This is a genomic window from Paenibacillus paludis (assembly GCF_042610515.1).
Taxonomy (GTDB): domain Bacteria; phylum Bacillota; class Bacilli; order Paenibacillales; family Paenibacillaceae; genus Paenibacillus_AQ.
This window is the reverse complement of record NZ_JBGJZP010000036.1, coordinates 1-16,489: the sequence shown is the minus strand read 5'-3', so window position 1 is coordinate 16,489 and position 16,489 is coordinate 1. Positions and strand designations below refer to the sequence as shown.

Annotated in this window: 15 protein-coding genes and 1 pseudogene; 11 read left to right on the top strand and 5 right to left on the bottom strand. The window is 48.8% G+C overall.

Annotated features, from left to right (window positions below; all coding sequences use genetic code 11):
* Positions 1-271 precede the first annotated feature (271 nt).
* On the top strand, positions 272-1,114 hold the full coding sequence (locus ACAN56_RS34525; protein ID WP_038594362.1) for an SDR family oxidoreductase: 843 nt from the start codon (positions 272-274) through the stop codon (positions 1,112-1,114).
* A gap of 79 nt (positions 1,115-1,193) precedes the next feature.
* Here the strand turns inward: ACAN56_RS34525 and ACAN56_RS34520 are convergent.
* Both ACAN56_RS34520 and ACAN56_RS34515 read right to left on the bottom strand, forming a co-directional pair.
* Positions 1,194-1,353 (bottom strand): annotated as a pseudogene (locus ACAN56_RS34520) (transposase); the annotation flags it as partial.
* 213 nt (positions 1,354-1,566) lie between these two features.
* Positions 1,567-1,764, bottom strand: a complete 198-nt coding sequence (locus ACAN56_RS34515) for a transposase (protein ID WP_231578501.1) — start codon at positions 1,762-1,764, stop codon at positions 1,567-1,569.
* Between ACAN56_RS34515 and ACAN56_RS34510 the strand changes: the two genes are divergently transcribed.
* Entirely contained in the window at positions 1,743-1,952 is a 210-nt protein-coding gene (locus ACAN56_RS34510; protein WP_156130925.1) for a hypothetical protein, read from the top strand. The genes ACAN56_RS34515 and ACAN56_RS34510 overlap by 22 nt on opposite strands.
* 30 nt (positions 1,953-1,982) lie before the next feature.
* Here the strand turns inward: ACAN56_RS34510 and ACAN56_RS34505 are convergent, their stop codons facing one another.
* Positions 1,983-2,174: a hypothetical protein gene (locus ACAN56_RS34505; RefSeq protein ID WP_038594359.1), complete on the bottom strand. Its 192-nt coding sequence runs from the start codon at positions 2,172-2,174 to the stop codon at positions 1,983-1,985.
* Between the two features lie 187 nt (positions 2,175-2,361).
* Here ACAN56_RS34505 and leuC point away from each other — a divergent pair, with 187 nt between their 5' ends.
* The 8 genes from leuC to ACAN56_RS34465 all read left to right on the top strand — a co-directional run bounded on the left by leuC (position 2,362) and on the right by ACAN56_RS34465 (position 13,554).
* Complete coding sequence (leuC, locus tag ACAN56_RS34500; protein ID WP_038594356.1) at positions 2,362-3,786, top strand: 3-isopropylmalate dehydratase large subunit; 1,425 nt, start codon at positions 2,362-2,364, stop codon at positions 3,784-3,786.
* A gap of 30 nt (positions 3,787-3,816) precedes the next feature.
* Entirely contained in the window at positions 3,817-4,419 is a 603-nt protein-coding gene (leuD, locus tag ACAN56_RS34495; RefSeq protein ID WP_038594353.1) for a 3-isopropylmalate dehydratase small subunit, read from the top strand.
* Positions 4,420-4,646: 227 nt separating this feature from the next.
* Entirely contained in the window at positions 4,647-6,221 is a 1,575-nt protein-coding gene (locus tag ACAN56_RS34490; protein WP_379148503.1) for an N-acetylmuramoyl-L-alanine amidase family protein, read from the top strand.
* Between the two features lie 163 nt (positions 6,222-6,384).
* Positions 6,385-7,821 (top strand): N-acetylmuramoyl-L-alanine amidase family protein, encoded by a 1,437-nt coding sequence (locus tag ACAN56_RS34485; protein ID WP_379148501.1) that lies wholly within the window; start codon positions 6,385-6,387, stop codon positions 7,819-7,821.
* 113 nt (positions 7,822-7,934) lie between these two features.
* Positions 7,935-8,606, top strand: coding sequence for a GerMN domain-containing protein (locus ACAN56_RS34480; protein WP_038594343.1), 672 nt, complete (start codon positions 7,935-7,937; stop codon positions 8,604-8,606).
* A gap of 80 nt (positions 8,607-8,686) precedes the next feature.
* Positions 8,687-12,406: an S-layer homology domain-containing protein gene (locus ACAN56_RS34475; RefSeq protein ID WP_379148497.1), complete on the top strand. Its 3,720-nt coding sequence runs from the start codon at positions 8,687-8,689 to the stop codon at positions 12,404-12,406.
* A 168-nt stretch (positions 12,407-12,574) separates the two neighbouring features.
* Complete coding sequence (gene nth / locus ACAN56_RS34470) at positions 12,575-13,285, top strand: endonuclease III (RefSeq protein WP_038600229.1); 711 nt, start codon at positions 12,575-12,577, stop codon at positions 13,283-13,285.
* 2 nt (positions 13,286-13,287) lie between these two features.
* A complete protein-coding gene (locus ACAN56_RS34465) occupies positions 13,288-13,554 on the top strand; it encodes a hypothetical protein (protein WP_038594340.1) in 267 nt (88 codons plus the stop codon).
* A 90-nt stretch (positions 13,555-13,644) separates the two neighbouring features.
* On the opposite strand, the gene ACAN56_RS34460 is transcribed toward ACAN56_RS34465, so the two are convergent.
* Positions 13,645-14,196, bottom strand: a complete 552-nt coding sequence (locus ACAN56_RS34460; protein ID WP_052092196.1) for a DUF2812 domain-containing protein — start codon at positions 14,194-14,196, stop codon at positions 13,645-13,647.
* Positions 14,183-14,536, bottom strand: a complete 354-nt coding sequence (locus ACAN56_RS34455) for a PadR family transcriptional regulator (protein ID WP_379148493.1) — start codon at positions 14,534-14,536, stop codon at positions 14,183-14,185. The genes ACAN56_RS34460 and ACAN56_RS34455 overlap by 14 nt, the downstream gene beginning before the upstream one ends.
* A gap of 335 nt (positions 14,537-14,871) precedes the next feature.
* Here ACAN56_RS34455 and ACAN56_RS34450 point away from each other — a divergent pair.
* A partial coding sequence (locus ACAN56_RS34450; RefSeq protein ID WP_379148490.1) for a dynamin family protein occupies positions 14,872-16,489 on the top strand: 1,618 nt, incomplete at its 3' end.

Genomic DNA, 16,489 nt, shown 5'->3' with positions numbered 1-16,489 from the left:
CCAGTTCATAAGATAAAAGCATTTTTTATTGGAGACTTTTATGATATAGAAAATTTGATGAGTTTACTTACGAAGGCCTTATATACGCTTAATGAGTAACAACGGAAACGTTTAAAGGATTTATCAGTCTTCATGGGAGTGAACGTTATGGCGGACCAGTCCGGAAATTAAGTCGGGAAAGTGTGAAGATCGCAGATGCTTACTATATGAGAGACGAATTTGAATTTAGATTGGTCTAGCGTGAACGACACATAGAAAGTTTTAGAGAGCGATACAGACTTTCTGGCGGGGCTGTTCAACAGGTTTAGGTTATATTTCAGCCAAAAAGTTTGCAGACGAGGGATGGAATGTTATCGCGACGATGCGTAAACCGGACGAGCGTATCGCAGAGGGTAATCCTGAAAAATTCTTGGTGACGGCACTTGACGTTACCAGCCCAGTGAGCATCGAGGCGGCGATTTCGGCAGGGATCTCCAGATTTGGTCAAATAGACGCTGTTGTGAACAATGCCGGGATCACTACTCTCTCTATTTTTGAAGCGACACCCATGGAGCTAATTCGTGAGATATTTGAAACCAATGTATTTGGCGTTATGAATGTGATTCAAGCCATTACGCCGCATCTGCGCAAGCAAGGTGGCGGAAGCATTGTGAATGTCTGTTCGTCGGTCGGATATGCAGCATCCCCGTTGCTTTCGATTTATACCGCGACGAAACATACAATCGAAGGACTCTCGGAATCACTTTCTTACGAACTTGAATCGCAAAATATCTCGATTAAACTTGTAGAACCGGGAGCCATGCGGAACACGAACTTCACGTCGAGCCACACAGCAACCCTGAATACGCCCATTCCTGTTGAATACAAGTCATATTTTGATCAAATGATGAATTCGATGATAAACCACTATCCTTTTGAAGATGCAGAGGAAGACCAGGTTGCCGCTCTGGTATACAATGCCGCTTGTGACGAGACTGACCGGCTGCGATATCCTGCTGGTACGGCTGCGGAAGAGATGGCTAAGCTGAGATGGTCGTCATCGGAAGAAGAATTCATGTCCACCATGCGAGATCTGTTGGGGCAAACCTCATGGCGAAAAAATAGCAGGTCGTAAAATCATCCAAGCTTGAAAAGAAGGACTGACTCATTTATGGGACAGCCGCTTTTCCATCCCTCGAAGCAGGAATCCACTAGGAACGGAAACGGTTGATCGTGCGGAAGTCTGGACGTTGCCGTCCGGCTCAGCCACATGAAGGGATCGTTCTTCCGTACCGCTTTGGCCATTTGACGAGCCGAATAGGTTCGCTGGGTATAGGTGTAAATGATGAGTTTGGTGAGCATTTTAGGACTATGAACTATTGAATGTACTAAAGAAACCTCTCCTTGATTTAAAATGGTTGGTTGCACTTCCATTTTACCAAAGAAAGGTTTCTTTTTTATGATATTTAGAAAGATTGTAACTACGATTCCCACTTAAACAGCGGAGAGGACGGAACGATTGTGGAAAAGCGATAGCGTTCGCCTTGGTCTCCAGATTTTTACCACTATATAGATTGAATTTTTGAATTACAGACGAATGTAAAGCCGATTAATAACGTTCATTGGCTCGGAATTGACACGCTTCATAAACGCTGCGACATTGATGCGAATATGGTAAAACTTCTTGTAAAACACATTGTGGACAACGTCTATTTTGAGCCACTTCCACAATCCTTCAATAAGATTGAGTTCGGGCGAGTACTTTGGCAAATAAACAAACTCTATGCGCGGGTGCTCCTGTAAAAAAGTCTGTACCTGTGCCGAATGGTGGATTCCGCCAATCTCCGCAGATCCTTACCTTTGTATTGCAGGATATCAAAGATAGCTTAATAGGCCGGCAGTGCGGCTGTGAGCTGCTGAATCTTGTCAGCCCGGCGCGACTGGAAGCGGCTCATGACCGACTCGAAATCTGATACTCCGGTTTAGGCTCAGGAAAACTTTCCTTACCCATTGTTCTGCCCCATAAACTCTGGCTTGCGTTCGATCACCAGCACCGGAGGCTCCCCGGCGTATCCTTCATCGATGTTGTTAAACCACGAATAACGGTAAATCATTACCGCTCCTGGTACGGATACGGGATACCAGTCGCCTACCTTATTGGCTAATCCCAACCAGCCCCAAACGAGCATAAACATGAATTACGTAAACCCTTATGTAACAAGGGGTATACCAACTCACCTCATCACAGCTTATAGACGCAGCCTATCAGTTCTATAGAAATCATATCTTGGAATTATAAACGGGGCGATGTTATATTTAGATCATTCAAGAGAGACTCCACACTCTCTTCCATTGAACGATTCTACTATATGAGGTGAAGACATGAGCAAGAAGACAATGTTTGAGAAAATTTGGGACAATCACGTAATCCATCAAGAGGAAGGTAAGCCTAGCATTATTTATATTGATCTGCATCTGGTGCACGAAGTTACCTCTCCACAGGCCTTCGAAGGTCTCCGTCTCAGCGGACGCCAAGTCCGCCGTCCCGGCCTTACTTTTGCTACCATGGATCATAACGTTCCTACGAAAGACCGTTACAACATTACAGATCCGATCTCCAAACAGCAGATTGACACACTGTCGCAGAATTGCCGTGATTTCGGAGTCAGATTGTTCGACCTGAACGATATCGATCAGGGTGTCGTGCATGTTATGGGCCCGGAAATCGGCCTGACACATCCCGGCAAAACCATTGTCTGCGGCGACAGCCACACTTCCACGCACGGAGCATTCGGCGCACTGGCCTTTGGTATTGGCACAAGTGAAGTTGAGCATGTTCTGGCTACCCAGTGCTTGCAGCAATCCAAAGCCAAAACGATGGAAGTCCGCTTCATCGGCAAACGTAATCCTGGAGTGACTGCCAAGGATATGATTCTCGGTGTCATTGCCAAATACGGCACTGATTTTGCAACAGGCTATGTTATTGAATACACGGGCGAATCCATCCGTGAGCTGTCGATGGAGGAACGCATGACCGTCTGCAATATGTCGATCGAAGGCGGGGCAAGAGCGGGTCTGATCGCTCCTGATGAAACTACCTTCAACTACCTGCGTGATCGCCAATATGTCCCTCAGGGTGCCGCTTATGATGCTGCCGTTGAAACTTGGAAAGGCCTTGTAAGCGATGAAGGTGCAGAATATGACACTATTGTTGAGTTTGATGTGGAATCTTTGATTCCGCAAGTGACCTGGGGAACTAGCCCGGGCATGGGCACAGACATCAATTCCAGTGTGCCAAACCCTGCTGATTTCTCGACTGAAAATGAACGTAAAGCCGCTGAAAAAGCGCTTGAATATATGGATCTGGCACCAGGCACACCTATTTCGGAAATTCCGATTGATTATGTCTTTATCGGTTCCTGCACGAATGGCCGGATTGAGGATTTGCGTGCTGCTGCCGAGGTAGCCAAAGGACACAAGGTATCCGACAAGGTTACGGCAATTGTTGTACCGGGCTCCGGACGCGTGAAGCTGCAGGCGGAGAAGGAAGGTCTCGATGTAGTGTTTACGGAAGCAGGTTTTGAATGGCGCGAAGCGGGCTGCAGCATGTGCCTGGCGATGAACCCGGATGTACTTCAGCCTGGACAACGCTGCGCATCGACCTCGAACCGCAACTTTGAAGGACGCCAGGGACGCGGCGGACGTACGCATCTCGTATCCCCGGCAATGGCTGCGGCTGCTGCAATCAAGGGGCGTTTCACCGACGTCCGCGACTGGAACTACAAGACGGAAGCCGTCAATTCATAGAAATCGTAGAGAGAGCGGGAGGATACAACAATGGAAGCTTTTAAGAAATTAACAGGAATCGTTGCCCCGGTTGATCGGGTAAATGTAGATACGGATGCTATTATTCCGAAGCAGTTTTTGAAACGGATTGAACGGACTGGATTTGGACAATTTCTTTTTTACGAATGGCGTTTTGACGAAGCGGGTAATGACAATGCCGCTTTTGAGATGAACAAACCGCGCTATAAAGGCGCATCTGTATTGATTTCGCGGGCTAACTTCGGCTGCGGCTCCTCCCGGGAGCATGCGCCGTGGGCGATCATGGACTATGGCTTCAAAGTAGTAATTGCCCCTTCTTATGCAGATATTTTTTATAACAACTGCTTCAAGAACGGGATTCTTCCGATCAAGCTGTCGGAATCGCAGGTCGATGAGCTGTTCAGCCGTACGGCAGCCCATGAAGGCTACAACCTGACGGTTGACCTTGAGAACAACACGCTTAACGATGAATACGGACTATTGATCAGCTTTGAGCTGGATGAGCACCGCCGCCAGTTCCTGCTGCAGGGGCTCGATGATATCGGGCTGACACTTCAGCATGCGGATGAAATCGCCGCCTACGAGGAGCGCCACGCGGCAAAGCTGTTTTCGTAAGCGATGTAAAGAGCATGTTCGGTCACAGGGAAAACGGAGTTTTATTCCTGAAGAATACGTAATCTTTACAAATTTTACACAAAACTTCTATTTCCGGGTGTCGGAAATAGAAGTTTTTTTGCTATAATCGATATATTCATTGCCGCAGAAGGCAACTTTTGGAGATTTCTGTCGTCTTAATCTTATCTATGTATCTATCATTTACCAGAAGGAGAGGAAAAGAAAGGATGAGAAGAGCCGGACAACGGGTGTTATTTTTGCTGCTGCTGCCACTGTTACTGCTATCATTCGCCGGCCATGAAGCTGCCGCCGCCGGAAGCGGGACAGGCAAGATTATTATGGATAATCAGGAGCTGACAATGCCCAAAGGCGCCAAAATTGAATACGTCGATGGAAGCGTTATGATTCCTATTCGGGTAGTTGTGGAGAATCTGGGGTTCAAAGTCGACTGGGAGCCGAAGTCGCGTAAAGTAACCGTTCAACAGGATGGCAGAAGCGTACTGCTGGCCGTAGGAAGCAAAACGGCTGAAGCCGATGGAGCTACACTAGCTCTAAATGCGGCACCCAAGCAGAATAATGGAACTGTACTAGTGCCTATCCGATTTGTAAGTGAGCAATTTGGGCTTATCGTGGGCTGGGACAACAGCGACAAAACTGTCTATTTAAGCGGCGGTTCTACAAGCGGTACGGACATTTCAGCAACACCAGCGCCGTCCGCCAGTTCAACACCGGCGCCTGTTTTGAGTCCAAGTCCAACCCCTGTCCCGAATGAAACTGGATCAGAGGGAGAGATCGTGACAGGAACCGCAGGCCCAACACCAACGCCGATCCCCGGCAGCGGCGGTACGATAGTTACGTCGCCTCAGATCATGGGGGCGGTGTTCAGCGAAAATCGTTTGATCGTTTCCGCCACGGGTGGAGCCAAGCCTACTGTTACCAAGATGAGTGGCCCTGACCGGATTGTGGTTGATTTCCCGAATACCTCGTTCGCGGCGGATTTCGTTGGCAGTCTGCCTGGCACAGCCCCTAACGGCAGTCCGCAAGGTAAGCTGGATGTTACCGGTTACCCATTGATTTCGGAAGTCCGTTATGCGCTGTTCAGTTCCAATCCCTCTACCGTAAGGTTCGTTATTCAAACGATCGGAACACAGCCATATCAGGTAAGTACTGACGACAGCACCGGGCTGGTTACAATTGATTTAAATGTAGTGGATAATGGAGGCAGTACTACCGTAGGACCGGGAATCACAGGCAAGCCGGTTGTCGTTCTCGACGCAGGACACGGCGGTAAACAATCTGGAGCCGTAAGCCTGACAGGGAAGCTGGAGAAAAACTTCAATCTCTCAGTTGTGAATAAGGTTGGGGCACTGCTTCTGCAGGAAGGTCTGGTCGACGTAGTGTTTACCCGCACAGATGACAGTACACTCGGTCTGCAGGACCGGGTCGTAATTGCTGAAGCAAATCAAGCGAACCTGTTTATTTCAGTGCATGGAAACTCGCTGGACCTCAAATATCCCAACAGGGAAAAGATCAATGGCAGTGAGACCTACTATTCCCGTACTGAAAGTCTGCCGCTCGCCCAGGTCCTCCACAAGCATCTGGTCGCGGGAACAGGCTTCAAGGACAACGGGATCAGGAGCAAAAGTCTGCATGTTACAAGAGAAACTACAATGCCGGCAGTGCTGCTGGAGGTAGGTTATCTTACCAATCAGGGGAATGAGGCGGGCATGTATGATGGCCAGCTTCAAGACAGGCTGGCTAGGGAAATCGTAGCCGGAATTAAGGAATATTTGGGATTATAGATATAGAATCTTGTTAATAGGGCGCGGAATTACTAGCTTTTTAATGGGATTTATTCGCAACTTTTAGCGGATACCAGCGTCTAATCAATGTCGAGGGTTGTCAATGGCGAGATCATCATGAACGCCGTTCTCTGGCGGAATACTAGATTCTTAGAGGTGAAGAATGAAGAAATTTGCTTTTACGCTGTTGCTGCTGCTCTTTGTACTGGTATTGCCGGAGCATGGACATGCTGCTGCCGGGAATAAGATCTATCTGGATGGCCAGGAGCTGACAGCAGGGCAGGATGCGCCGGTCGAAAATGTAAAGAACTCAGTTATGGTGCCGCTAAGAATGATCGCCGAAAACCTTGGCTATAAGGTGGATTGGGATCAGAAGAGCAAGACGGTTACAATTGAACAGCAGGGCAAAACGATCAAACTGATCGTGGATCAAACGGCGGCTTCCGTTGATGACAAAACCGTGATTCTCACGGCGGCGCCAGTAGCGCGCGCAGGTACTACACTCGTACCGATCCGGTTTGTCAGCGAGCAGTTTGGCCTTACTGTCACCTGGGATAACGCCCAGAAGACTGTAAACATTATTACCCCGGAAACTGGTGGTAATAACACCGGTTCAGAGGGAAGTTCTGGTGACGGTGGATCAACCGTCGTTGTTCCTCCGGCAGAGTCGACAAGCGGCCTGACAATGGTGAATGGCATCAGCTTCAGCCAGAACCGTCTGACCATTGCAATGGATGGCAGCTCCGCGCCGAATATAACGAAGATGACAGGGCCGGACCGGATTGTTGTCGATCTGCCAAATGCCACGTTCTCGGATGTGTTCGGAAGTGGACAAGAACTTGACCCCAACCTGAATGGCAAACTTGCTGTAACGGATTACCCGGATGTATCAGGTGTACGTTATTCTTTGTACAGTACAAGCCCTTATACCGTCCGCTTTGTAATTGATTTGAACACTTCCAAGAACTATAGTCTTGAAGTATCAGGTGATTCCTCCAAGCTGGTTGTGGTTGATCTGAATGCGCAAAGCACAGAAGATACGACGACACAGCCCGGCAATAACGGCCGGAAGCTGGTGGTACTGGATGCCGGCCATGGCGCCAAGGATTCCGGAGCTGTAGGGGTTACCGGTAAATATGAGAAGAATTTTAATTTGGCCGTTGTTCTTAAAGCAGCAGAACTGCTGAAACAGGAGAATAAAATCGATGTAGTTCTTACTCGCAGCGATGATACGTTCCTGGAATTAAAAGACCGTGCGGGTATGGCCAATAAGCTTAAGGCCGATCTGTTTATTTCCGTCCATGCGAACAGCAGTGGTTCATCGGCTGCAAGTGGAACAGAAACATATTATCAGCGGGAAGCGAGCAAGGCACTGGCAAAAGTGATGCATAAGTATCTTGTCAAGGCGACCGGGCTTAGCGACCGTGGTGTGAGGTATGGCAATTTCCACGTCATTCGTGAGACGACAATGCCTGCCGTACTACTTGAAGTAGGTTACTTAAGCAATAAAGGCGATGAATCGCTGTTGTTCTCGGAAACATTGCAGAACAATGTGGCAGCATCAATGGTAAGTGGTATCAAGGAATATCTGGGAATGTAACAGCAGACTTAGCGGCAGATGAGAGCTGCAAAGCCAGCTTTCGGCCTGATTTGAAGGCGAAAGAGGCTTTGCAGTTCTGTCTGCCCGTATTCATCTAGAGGGGGTAAATGTTGATGAACAAAAAACTGACATATGCAGGGGTTGCAGCACTTCTTCTACTAGTGATATCAGGCTGCGGAGACAAGCCGGCTGCAGCACCGGCTGATGAAGCGGGACAAAATTCTTCTGCAGTCGTTAGCGGAGCCGAAGGAAATAACGGAAATGGAGACAGCAACAGCAATAGTAACAACAGCAATGCAGGAGGGCTCAATACACCCGCCACTGCCGAGCCGGTTAGCACCGATGCTCCTGTTGCAACAGATAAGCCCGTTGAAGTTGACAAACAAAGCCAGAGCATTTCCACGTACTATACGGATTCGCAGCAGATGGAACTTGTGAAGGCTGCAGCAAAGATTAGCTTCGCAAACGATACGGAGAAATATACTGAAGCCTTCAAAACGCTTCAAAACAGCGATAAGGCGGATATGATCCCGTTATGGAGCGGTATTGAGCTTAAATCACTTAAACTTACAGATGGACAGATTGTGATGGACATTCATAAACCGGCTGAGGCTCAACTGGGTGCAGGCGGTGAATCCATGGCCATCAGTGCGCTGGCTCAACTCTTCTTCCAGTTCGAAGAAGTGAAAAGCGTTGAGCTTCTGGTAGACGGTGAGCAAGTGGAAAGTTTAATGGGGCATGTGGATTTAGAACATCCAATTACCCGGGAGAACAGCGCATTATAAACGTAGTACAGGAATTTTGGGAATGTTTGCCGAATTACTAATATACCATTTACATGAAGCATAGAGAGGGGAATAACCTATTGTCCGGTCATAAAAGATCCAATCACTCTATTAAAGCTTATTCCACCAAAGCGGCATCTGCTGTTCTGGCCGGCGCTATGGTGCTTGGCAGTGCGGGGGCTGCATTCGCTGAGAGCGCAGCTACTGCTGCCCCTAAAGCTACTGCTGCGCCTGCAGCAACAGCTACACCAAAAGCTACGGCAACGCCTGCAGCTACTGCTGCCCCTAAAGTTACGGCAACGCCTGCAGCAACAGCTACACCAAAAGCTACGGCAACGCCTGCAGCAACAGCTACACCAAAAGCTACGGCAACGCCTGCAGCAACAGCTACACCAAAAGCTACGGCAACGCCTGCAGCAACAGCTACACCAAAAGCTACGGCAACGCCTGCAGCAACAGCTACACCAAAAGCTACGGCAACGCCTGCAGCAACAGCTACACCAAAAGCTACGGCAACGCCTGCAGCAACAGCTACACCAAAAGCTACGGCAACGCCTGCAGCAACAGCTACACCAAAAGCTACGGCAACGCCTGCAGCAACAGCTACACCAAAAGCTACGGCAACGCCTGCAGCAACAGCTACACCAAAAGCTACGGCAACGCCTGCAGCAACAGCTACACCAAAAGCTACGGCAACGCCTGCAGCAACAGCTACACCAAAAGCTACGGCAACGCCTGCAGCAACAGCTACACCAAAAGCTACGGCAACGCCTGCAGCAACAGCTACACCAAAAGCTACGGCAACGCCTGCAGCAACAGCTACACCAAAAGCTACGGCAACGCCTGCAGCAACAGCTACACCAAAAGCTACGGCAACGCCTGCAGCAACAGCTACACCAAAAGCTACGGCAACGCCTGCAGCAACAGCTACACCAAAAGCTACGGCAACGCCTGCAGCAACAGCTACACCAAAAGCTACGGCAACGCCTGCAGCAACAGCTACACCAAAAGCTACGGCAACGCCTGCAGCAACAGCTACACCAAAAGCTACGGCAACGCCTGCAGCAACAGCTACACCAAAAGCTACGGCAACGCCTACAGCAACAGCTACGCCTGCAGCTACAACTGCACCTACAGCTACGCCAAAAGCTACGGCAACGCCTACAGCAACAGCTACGCCTGCACCTACAGCTACGCCGCCTGCAGCTGCACCAGGATTGTTCAGCGATGTAAAAACAGGCTTCTGGGCAGAAAAACATATCTATAAACTGGCAGCGCAAGGTCTTGTTGTCGGAAATAACGGATTATTCCGTGCGGGGGACTCTGTTACCCAGCAGGAAGCTGTGCTGATCGCACTTCGCTTCATGAAGCTTGAGGACAAAGTAAATACCGGCACTGACGTGGTGCTTCCGACTAATTTCCAGGTGTCCAATTATTTTAAGCCGTTTGTTGTGCTGGCTTTCCAGCAGGGCCTTCTGGACAAGACGGTTGAAATGTCGGCGGATAATCTAAAGACATCCTGGGGTGACCGCAAGGCTTCACGTGAATGGATTGCTGAATTGCTGGTCCGTGCTCTTGGCAAAAACTCCGAAGCGGCCGCAGTATCAGGCAAGCCGACTAGCTTCGCTGATGATGCCAAGGTTTCGGCGAATAAGCGGGGTTACGTGAACACTGCCGTGGAATTGGGACTGGCCAATGGTCTTGACGGCAACCGCTTTGATCCACAAGGAGCGGTAACCCGTGCACAAGTGGCAACTTTCTTCAGCCGCGCAGAAGCATTTAACACTATAGGGTATGACAACACAGTCAAAGGGAGCATCAGTGCCTTGAAGGACGGGAAAATGACCGTTTACAGCAACGGTTCACCGTCTGTCTTCAATTTGACTCCCGTAACTGCATACTACACTAGTACGGTAGACACAAGAATCAGTCTGAATGATGTTCAGCCGTATACCAAAGTAACCGTTATTGGTGCAACTTATAATGCAGCTTATGTTGAGGTGACAGATCCTGCCCAGCAGGTGGTAAGTGTCGAAGGGAACTTTGCCAAGATCACTCCAAGTACGATTTGGCTTGATTCTGCTACGGGATATGACCAGTACAGCTATGATACAGATACTTCTTTTGTAGATGTAAATGGAAGCACGATTAGTTCCGGAGCAATTACCGCAAACAGTAAAGTTACCTTGCTGCGTGAAACTTTCACAGGAACTAATAAGCTGGTAAAGGTTCAGGTGACCTCGGGTGTTGTGAACAAAACGACTACAGGGACAATTCAAAGTGTGGATCAGGCAGCAAAAAGCATCACGTTCAAAAATGCTTCCGGAATTGCGGAAACGTTCAAGTGGGAAGACGGGGTTACACTGTTCAGTTCGCAAAACGCAGTTCTGCTGCCAGCCGACTTGAAGACCGGAGCCGCTGTGAAATATACGATAAATAGCAATGTCATCCGTTCGGTGGAAGTGACTTCGGGCACGGAGCGAACGGTAGAGGGTTCGATTTATGAGCTTACAAGCTCAAGCATTATTTATAAAAAGTCTGACGGTGCGCGCGAAGTGAAGCTGCTGGCTACATCACCGGCGCCGACAATTGTGATACCTAACATTACTAACCCGGTAATCGGTGATCTGCTTGCCGATGCGACCAGTGGAGACAATGTTCAGATTACCCTCAACAGCTCTGATCAGGTAACGAAGATTGAAGTGCTGAACCGCCAGCTGGATGAATTTATCGGTGCGACAGTAATTGCTTTTAATAGCAAGACAAAGCTGCTGACAGTTATGGACGGCAAAAGCAAAGCACATCTGGTACAGATTGATGACAAGACAAAACTTGCTTTTGACGAGGGCATTACCACATCATTGACTACTATGGGGATATATCTCTACGAAGGGCGCAGGGTGGATGTAAAAGCTGTCGGCCAGCGGGCCCTTTCGGTAGAAACCAGCACCAAATATACAGGAACCCTGTCCGAGATTAATACAACAACCAGAACGATTGTTCTGAAGCTCGCAGGAGGGCAAACTCTTACTCTGGGTTATCCACAGGTAATAGATATTCTCGGACGTACATCTTCTGCCATCACAGAAATACCTCTTAACTCTTCGGTAACCGCAGTGCTTACGAGCAATCAGGATGTCATCTCAGTGCTTAAAGTGAACTCATCAGTACAGGTTGAAATCACTACCCTTAATGCACCAATGAATAAGCTGGGTGTGAAATGGTCCGGAGGAACGCTTGAACTGAATACTTTGACTTTAGCGATGACCAATGAAGCAGGGCAAACCCTGAAAATTGGCGACTTGAAGGTCGGTGATTATGTGAATCTGACCGTAAGCGGCAGCACTCCAGTATCACTTCAGTACATCAAGCAGAATACTGGTGTTGTGTCGTCAGTAGATGCAGCTGCAGGTTCGTTCGTGCTTAAGGATTATGCAGGCACCTCCCAGACGATTGCAGTCAGCGGTGGCGTAAAAATTATCCGTGACGGTGTCACTACGACAGGTCTTGGCAGTCTGACTACAGCTGACCGGGTAGATGTCCGTAAAGATGCTGACGGATCAGTGATCGTCACTGTACTGAAGCAGCTTACCCGCTCGGTTTCGCGTTACGACAGCCTAAATAACCAGATCGTAACCAAACGCTCTTCTCTGAGCGATACGAATTATCAGTTCGCGATCACTTCGAGTGTATATATTCACCAGGGTGACACGACTTTATCCGTGCAATCTCTCAAAGAAAATGATAATATTATATTGTATTTCAAAAACGATGTCTTAGTTGAAGTCGTGAAACAATAGTGGCAATGGTGATTTTCCGTGAGAAACACCGTCTTGATCCAGGAGATTGTCTGGATCAAGACGTTTTTTTTGAAATATAAGCGGTTATACTTGTTTATATTTCATTACATCAGAGAAGATACGCTCGTCTGGTTTGTTGAGTGTAAATACTCCGTGGAGGGGACGCCGGTGAAAGTTGCAGAGGTCCGCCACATTCTGGATACGATTCGAGACATGTTTCCTGATGCGCATTGCGAGCTGAATCACAGCAACGCTTTTGAGCTAACCATTGCGGTGCTGCTGTCAGCCCAATGTACGGACGCAACAGTGAACAAAGTGACCGAGGACCTGTTCCAAAAGTACAAAACCCCTCTTGACTATATTTCCGTGCCGCTGGAGGAATTGGAGAGGGATATCCGGCGTATCGGCTTGTATCGCAATAAGGCTAAGCATATTCAAAGCCTTTGTTCTATTCTTATAGAGCAATATGGCGGAGAAGTGCCACAGGCTCATGACTTGCTGGTAACATTGCCGGGGGTCGGCCGCAAGACTGCGAATGTCGTTGTGTCCAACGCTTTTGGCGTACCTGCGATTGCTGTGGATACCCATGTGGAACGGGTATCCAAGCGGCTCGCACTTGCGGGCTGGAAGGATTCCGTACTGGAAGTGGAGAAGAAGCTGATGAAGGCGGTGCCGCGTGAGGAATGGACACTTACACATCATCGGCTGATCTTTTTTGGCCGCTATCACTGCAAAGCCCAGAATCCAAGTTGTCAGGTATGCCCGCTCTTGGATGTATGCCGTGAGGGCAAGAAACGTATGAAAACAGCTGTAATCAGGAAAGATAATGATGTTTTAAAGGCAAGTAAAAAGTTAGAGATGAAGAAGAGGATGGGATAGAGATGAAATGCATTTCTGTATATACCAATAATTTTGAAGCTTTTTCCGATATTTTTGACCGTGTAGTGGAAAGTCCGTTGGAAGAAAATGAAGAGCAGGAAGTAGAAGGCATCACGATCAGCCATTCCGGCGATGTGCCTGAGCATTACCTGGAGCGGATGTCCCAGAAGCCTGAAGTGGTTGTTATGAGAGACAAATCCCGTGGTCTGACCATTCTTCAGCACGGTAAAGTATTCGAAATTCTGCTTCCGGTACTGGAAACAGCGTAATAGGATTTACACACAAAGAGCCGGCCTTGGGGCCGGCTCTTTGTTCGTCATACGTTTTTGAAAACGTGGGGACATCTTTATGGAATGAGCTTAAGATGAGAACTTCCTTAAACGCAAGGAGTATGCAATATAGACCATGGTGGAAGGTACGAATGCCATGACGCACAACACTAAGACTACGAGAGATGAGTACTCCAGAAGTGAACTGTTCCATACCTTTGTAGACAGGGACCTTAAAGCAATACTTCCTAAGGTCAGCAACAGTGTTATGAAAGCTGATGTTTTGCTGATCCGGGCAACCTTGGTATATTTGTCATATATAGTCGCTCGGTCAGTATGGATGGGAACAGTTCCCGGTTCTGCCGAGAAGATATGGAAGTCTCCGGCGGAGCATACATAAGTCCAGCCGCTGTCTGCAAAAATATTATGGTACTCTGCTTCCTCTTCCTTCGGCAATTCACGTATATCCAGACAATAAATCTGCTTATGCGGCTCACCCCTGCGGATTACGTAACCAAATAAAGAGAAATGATCCAGAAACCAGCCTTTTTCTGACAGTGCGCTTAATTTGTTCATATCCTCTTCCTCGACAAATGCCAGACCTTTCGTTATCACATAACGTGTTTGTTTATCCTTCTTCATGAGATGATTCCTCCTTCGCAGTTTGTATTGCGGTGTTCCCGTGTGCAACCATTCTAAGTCTCCGTTCGACCTCAGCTGTAATAATAAGCTCCCCACTTTGAGTAATCTGATAAGTCTTCCGCCGGTCATCGTCGTCCTCATTCAATAGGATATAGCCTGATTTCTGCATTTTCTTGATTAGGGTGTAAAGTGTTGCAGGCCCGATTTTGACTTCCCCGTTCGTCAGTTCTTCAATATATTTCATGATTGCATAGCCGTGTTTCGGAGTGAGTAAGGCAAGCAGGATGTAGTAAGCCGAATCAGTCAACTGTTCGGTCTGCAGTGAATTAGCTCTGGACATTGGCGCACCTCCATTTTCTAAAATAACAGGTATATCTGTTATGGATATATCCATTAGTGATATATCTGATATGGATATAATAATTCCATAATATTGCATTGTCAAGTCAGGGATGCAAAATTTTTAGTCAACTGAATTTTGTAAAGGTTTATAGGGGATTTTGTAATTCGTGAATATTTGATTTGTGGCAAACTGGTGATAAAATGTAATTATTCTAGTTATGCCATTTATTTTTACGTTAAGATATATTTATTTTAGATATCGCTTTATGAAGGGTACGTACATAGACTTCAAACAAAGTCGATTTTTTCTAGGATGCAGCGGAGGTGGATATAGTGGCAGCAGAACAAATCAAGATTAAAACAGAGAATGTGACGGATTCGCCGCTTACTCTGCTGGGAGCACTGATGGAACGGTGGGGGGAGACGGAAACGCAGCGGGTACTCTCCGATTTGGAGAGTAAAGAGTGTGCACGTGAGCTGACACTCACCTTTTGCGGACATTTTTCGGCAGGGAAGTCGAGTATGATTAACAGGTTATGCGGCAGCAATGTACTGCCTTCCGGGCCCGTTCCGACCAGTGCCAATGTCGTGTCTATCCGCAGCGGAGCACCACGCGTACGGCTCTATCCCAAGGTGGAAGGACAGAATGAGACAAATTCCGCATGGGAGACCACACCGGAGAAATTGCAGGAATATTGCCGCAAGGGCGGTGATTATTCTGCGATTGAAGTCTGGGAGGATGTGCCTTTGCTTGGAGCACATGGTGTTCTGATGGACACTCCGGGGGTTGATTCCACGGATGACGGGCATCAAGCCGCGACGCGCTCCGCACTGCACTTGGCCGATGTGGTGTTTTATGTGATGGATTACAATCATGTACAGTCGGAAAATAACCTGGCTTTTGCCAAAAACCTCAGTGATTGGGGCAAACCGCTGTATCTAATTATCAATCAGATTGACAAGCACCGTGAACAGGAAATTGCCATTGAAGCCTATCGGCAGCAATTGGAAAGCGCTTTCCATGAATGGGGAATTCAATCCGCTGGTATTTTGTTCACTTCACTTAAGGACATGGAGCATCCGCTAAATCAATGGGACGGTCTGCTTATGCTGATTCGCCAGCTGCTGGATCATCGGGAGGAGCTGCTTGGCTACAGCTTGTCCCGCTCGGTACATCATGTGGCCGATGCGGTAGTGACAGAATACCGCGAGCAGCAGCAGGAGGAGCGCGAAGCACTGCTGGAAACATCGGGCGGTGTGGATAAGTACACCGTGGAAAGAGCGCTCCAGGTTTGTGACGAAGAGCGTAAGGAGCTTGCAGAGCTGCCTGATCAGTCAATTCTAACGCTGCGCAACGCACTCGATGCACTGCTGGGCAACAGCAACCTGATGCCTGCCGATGTAAGGGAAGCTGCAGGTGCTTATGCTGAAAGCATGGCTCCCGGCTTCCGGCAGGGCCTGCTGTTCACGGCTGCGAAACGGGAGAAGGTGCAAGCAGAACGGCTAAAAGCCTGGCACGGACTGCAAACGCGGGAAATCACCGCCCAACTGGAATGGCATATTCTTCAGTTGATCCGGGAATGGGCCGAAGGCCTTGGAGTATGGGAGGAGGGGGCCGAGAATCTGCTCAAGCAAAGTTTTCCGGCGGTGAGCCAGGAGTGGCTGGCGGCTGCTGTGAAGCCGGGAACCGGGGCCTCGGGCGAGGCGTTGCTTAATTTCACCCGCACGCTTGCGGCTGAAATTAAAGCCCAGTTCCGCCGGGCTGCCCTGTCTCTTGGCGATGAGCTGCTGGCGAAGCTGCCGCTGCTGCTGGAAGAGCGGTGCGCCGATCTGTCGCGCCGCGAAGAAGCCCTGCAGCGGCAGGCGCGCGCGCTAGCCGCGCTGGCTGCCCTTGACCGCGCGGCGGATGCCCGCGCGGCAGAGCTCGCGGCGCTGCTGCCGCCGCGCCGTA

Excerpts from the sequence above, each read along its gene's own strand:
- leuD (WP_038594353.1), top strand. The coding sequence starts at position 3,817 with ATGGAAGCTTTTAAGAAATTAACAGGAATCGTTGCCCCGGTTGATCGG.
- ACAN56_RS34465 (WP_038594340.1), top strand. The coding sequence starts at position 13,288 with ATGAAATGCATTTCTGTATATACCAATAATTTTGAAGCTTTTTCCGAT.
- ACAN56_RS34480 (WP_038594343.1), top strand. The coding sequence starts at position 7,935 with ATGAACAAAAAACTGACATATGCAGGGGTTGCAGCACTTCTTCTACTA.
- leuC (WP_038594356.1), top strand. The coding sequence starts at position 2,362 with ATGAGCAAGAAGACAATGTTTGAGAAAATTTGGGACAATCACGTAATC.
- ACAN56_RS34490 (WP_379148503.1), top strand. The coding sequence starts at position 4,647 with ATGAGAAGAGCCGGACAACGGGTGTTATTTTTGCTGCTGCTGCCACTG.
- ACAN56_RS34505 (WP_038594359.1), bottom strand. The coding sequence starts at position 2,174 with ATGTTTATGCTCGTTTGGGGCTGGTTGGGATTAGCCAATAAGGTAGGC.
- ACAN56_RS34455 (WP_379148493.1), bottom strand. The coding sequence starts at position 14,536 with ATGTCCAGAGCTAATTCACTGCAGACCGAACAGTTGACTGATTCGGCT.
- ACAN56_RS34460 (WP_052092196.1), bottom strand. The coding sequence starts at position 14,196 with ATGAAGAAGGATAAACAAACACGTTATGTGATAACGAAAGGTCTGGCA.
- ACAN56_RS34485 (WP_379148501.1), top strand. The coding sequence starts at position 6,385 with ATGAAGAAATTTGCTTTTACGCTGTTGCTGCTGCTCTTTGTACTGGTA.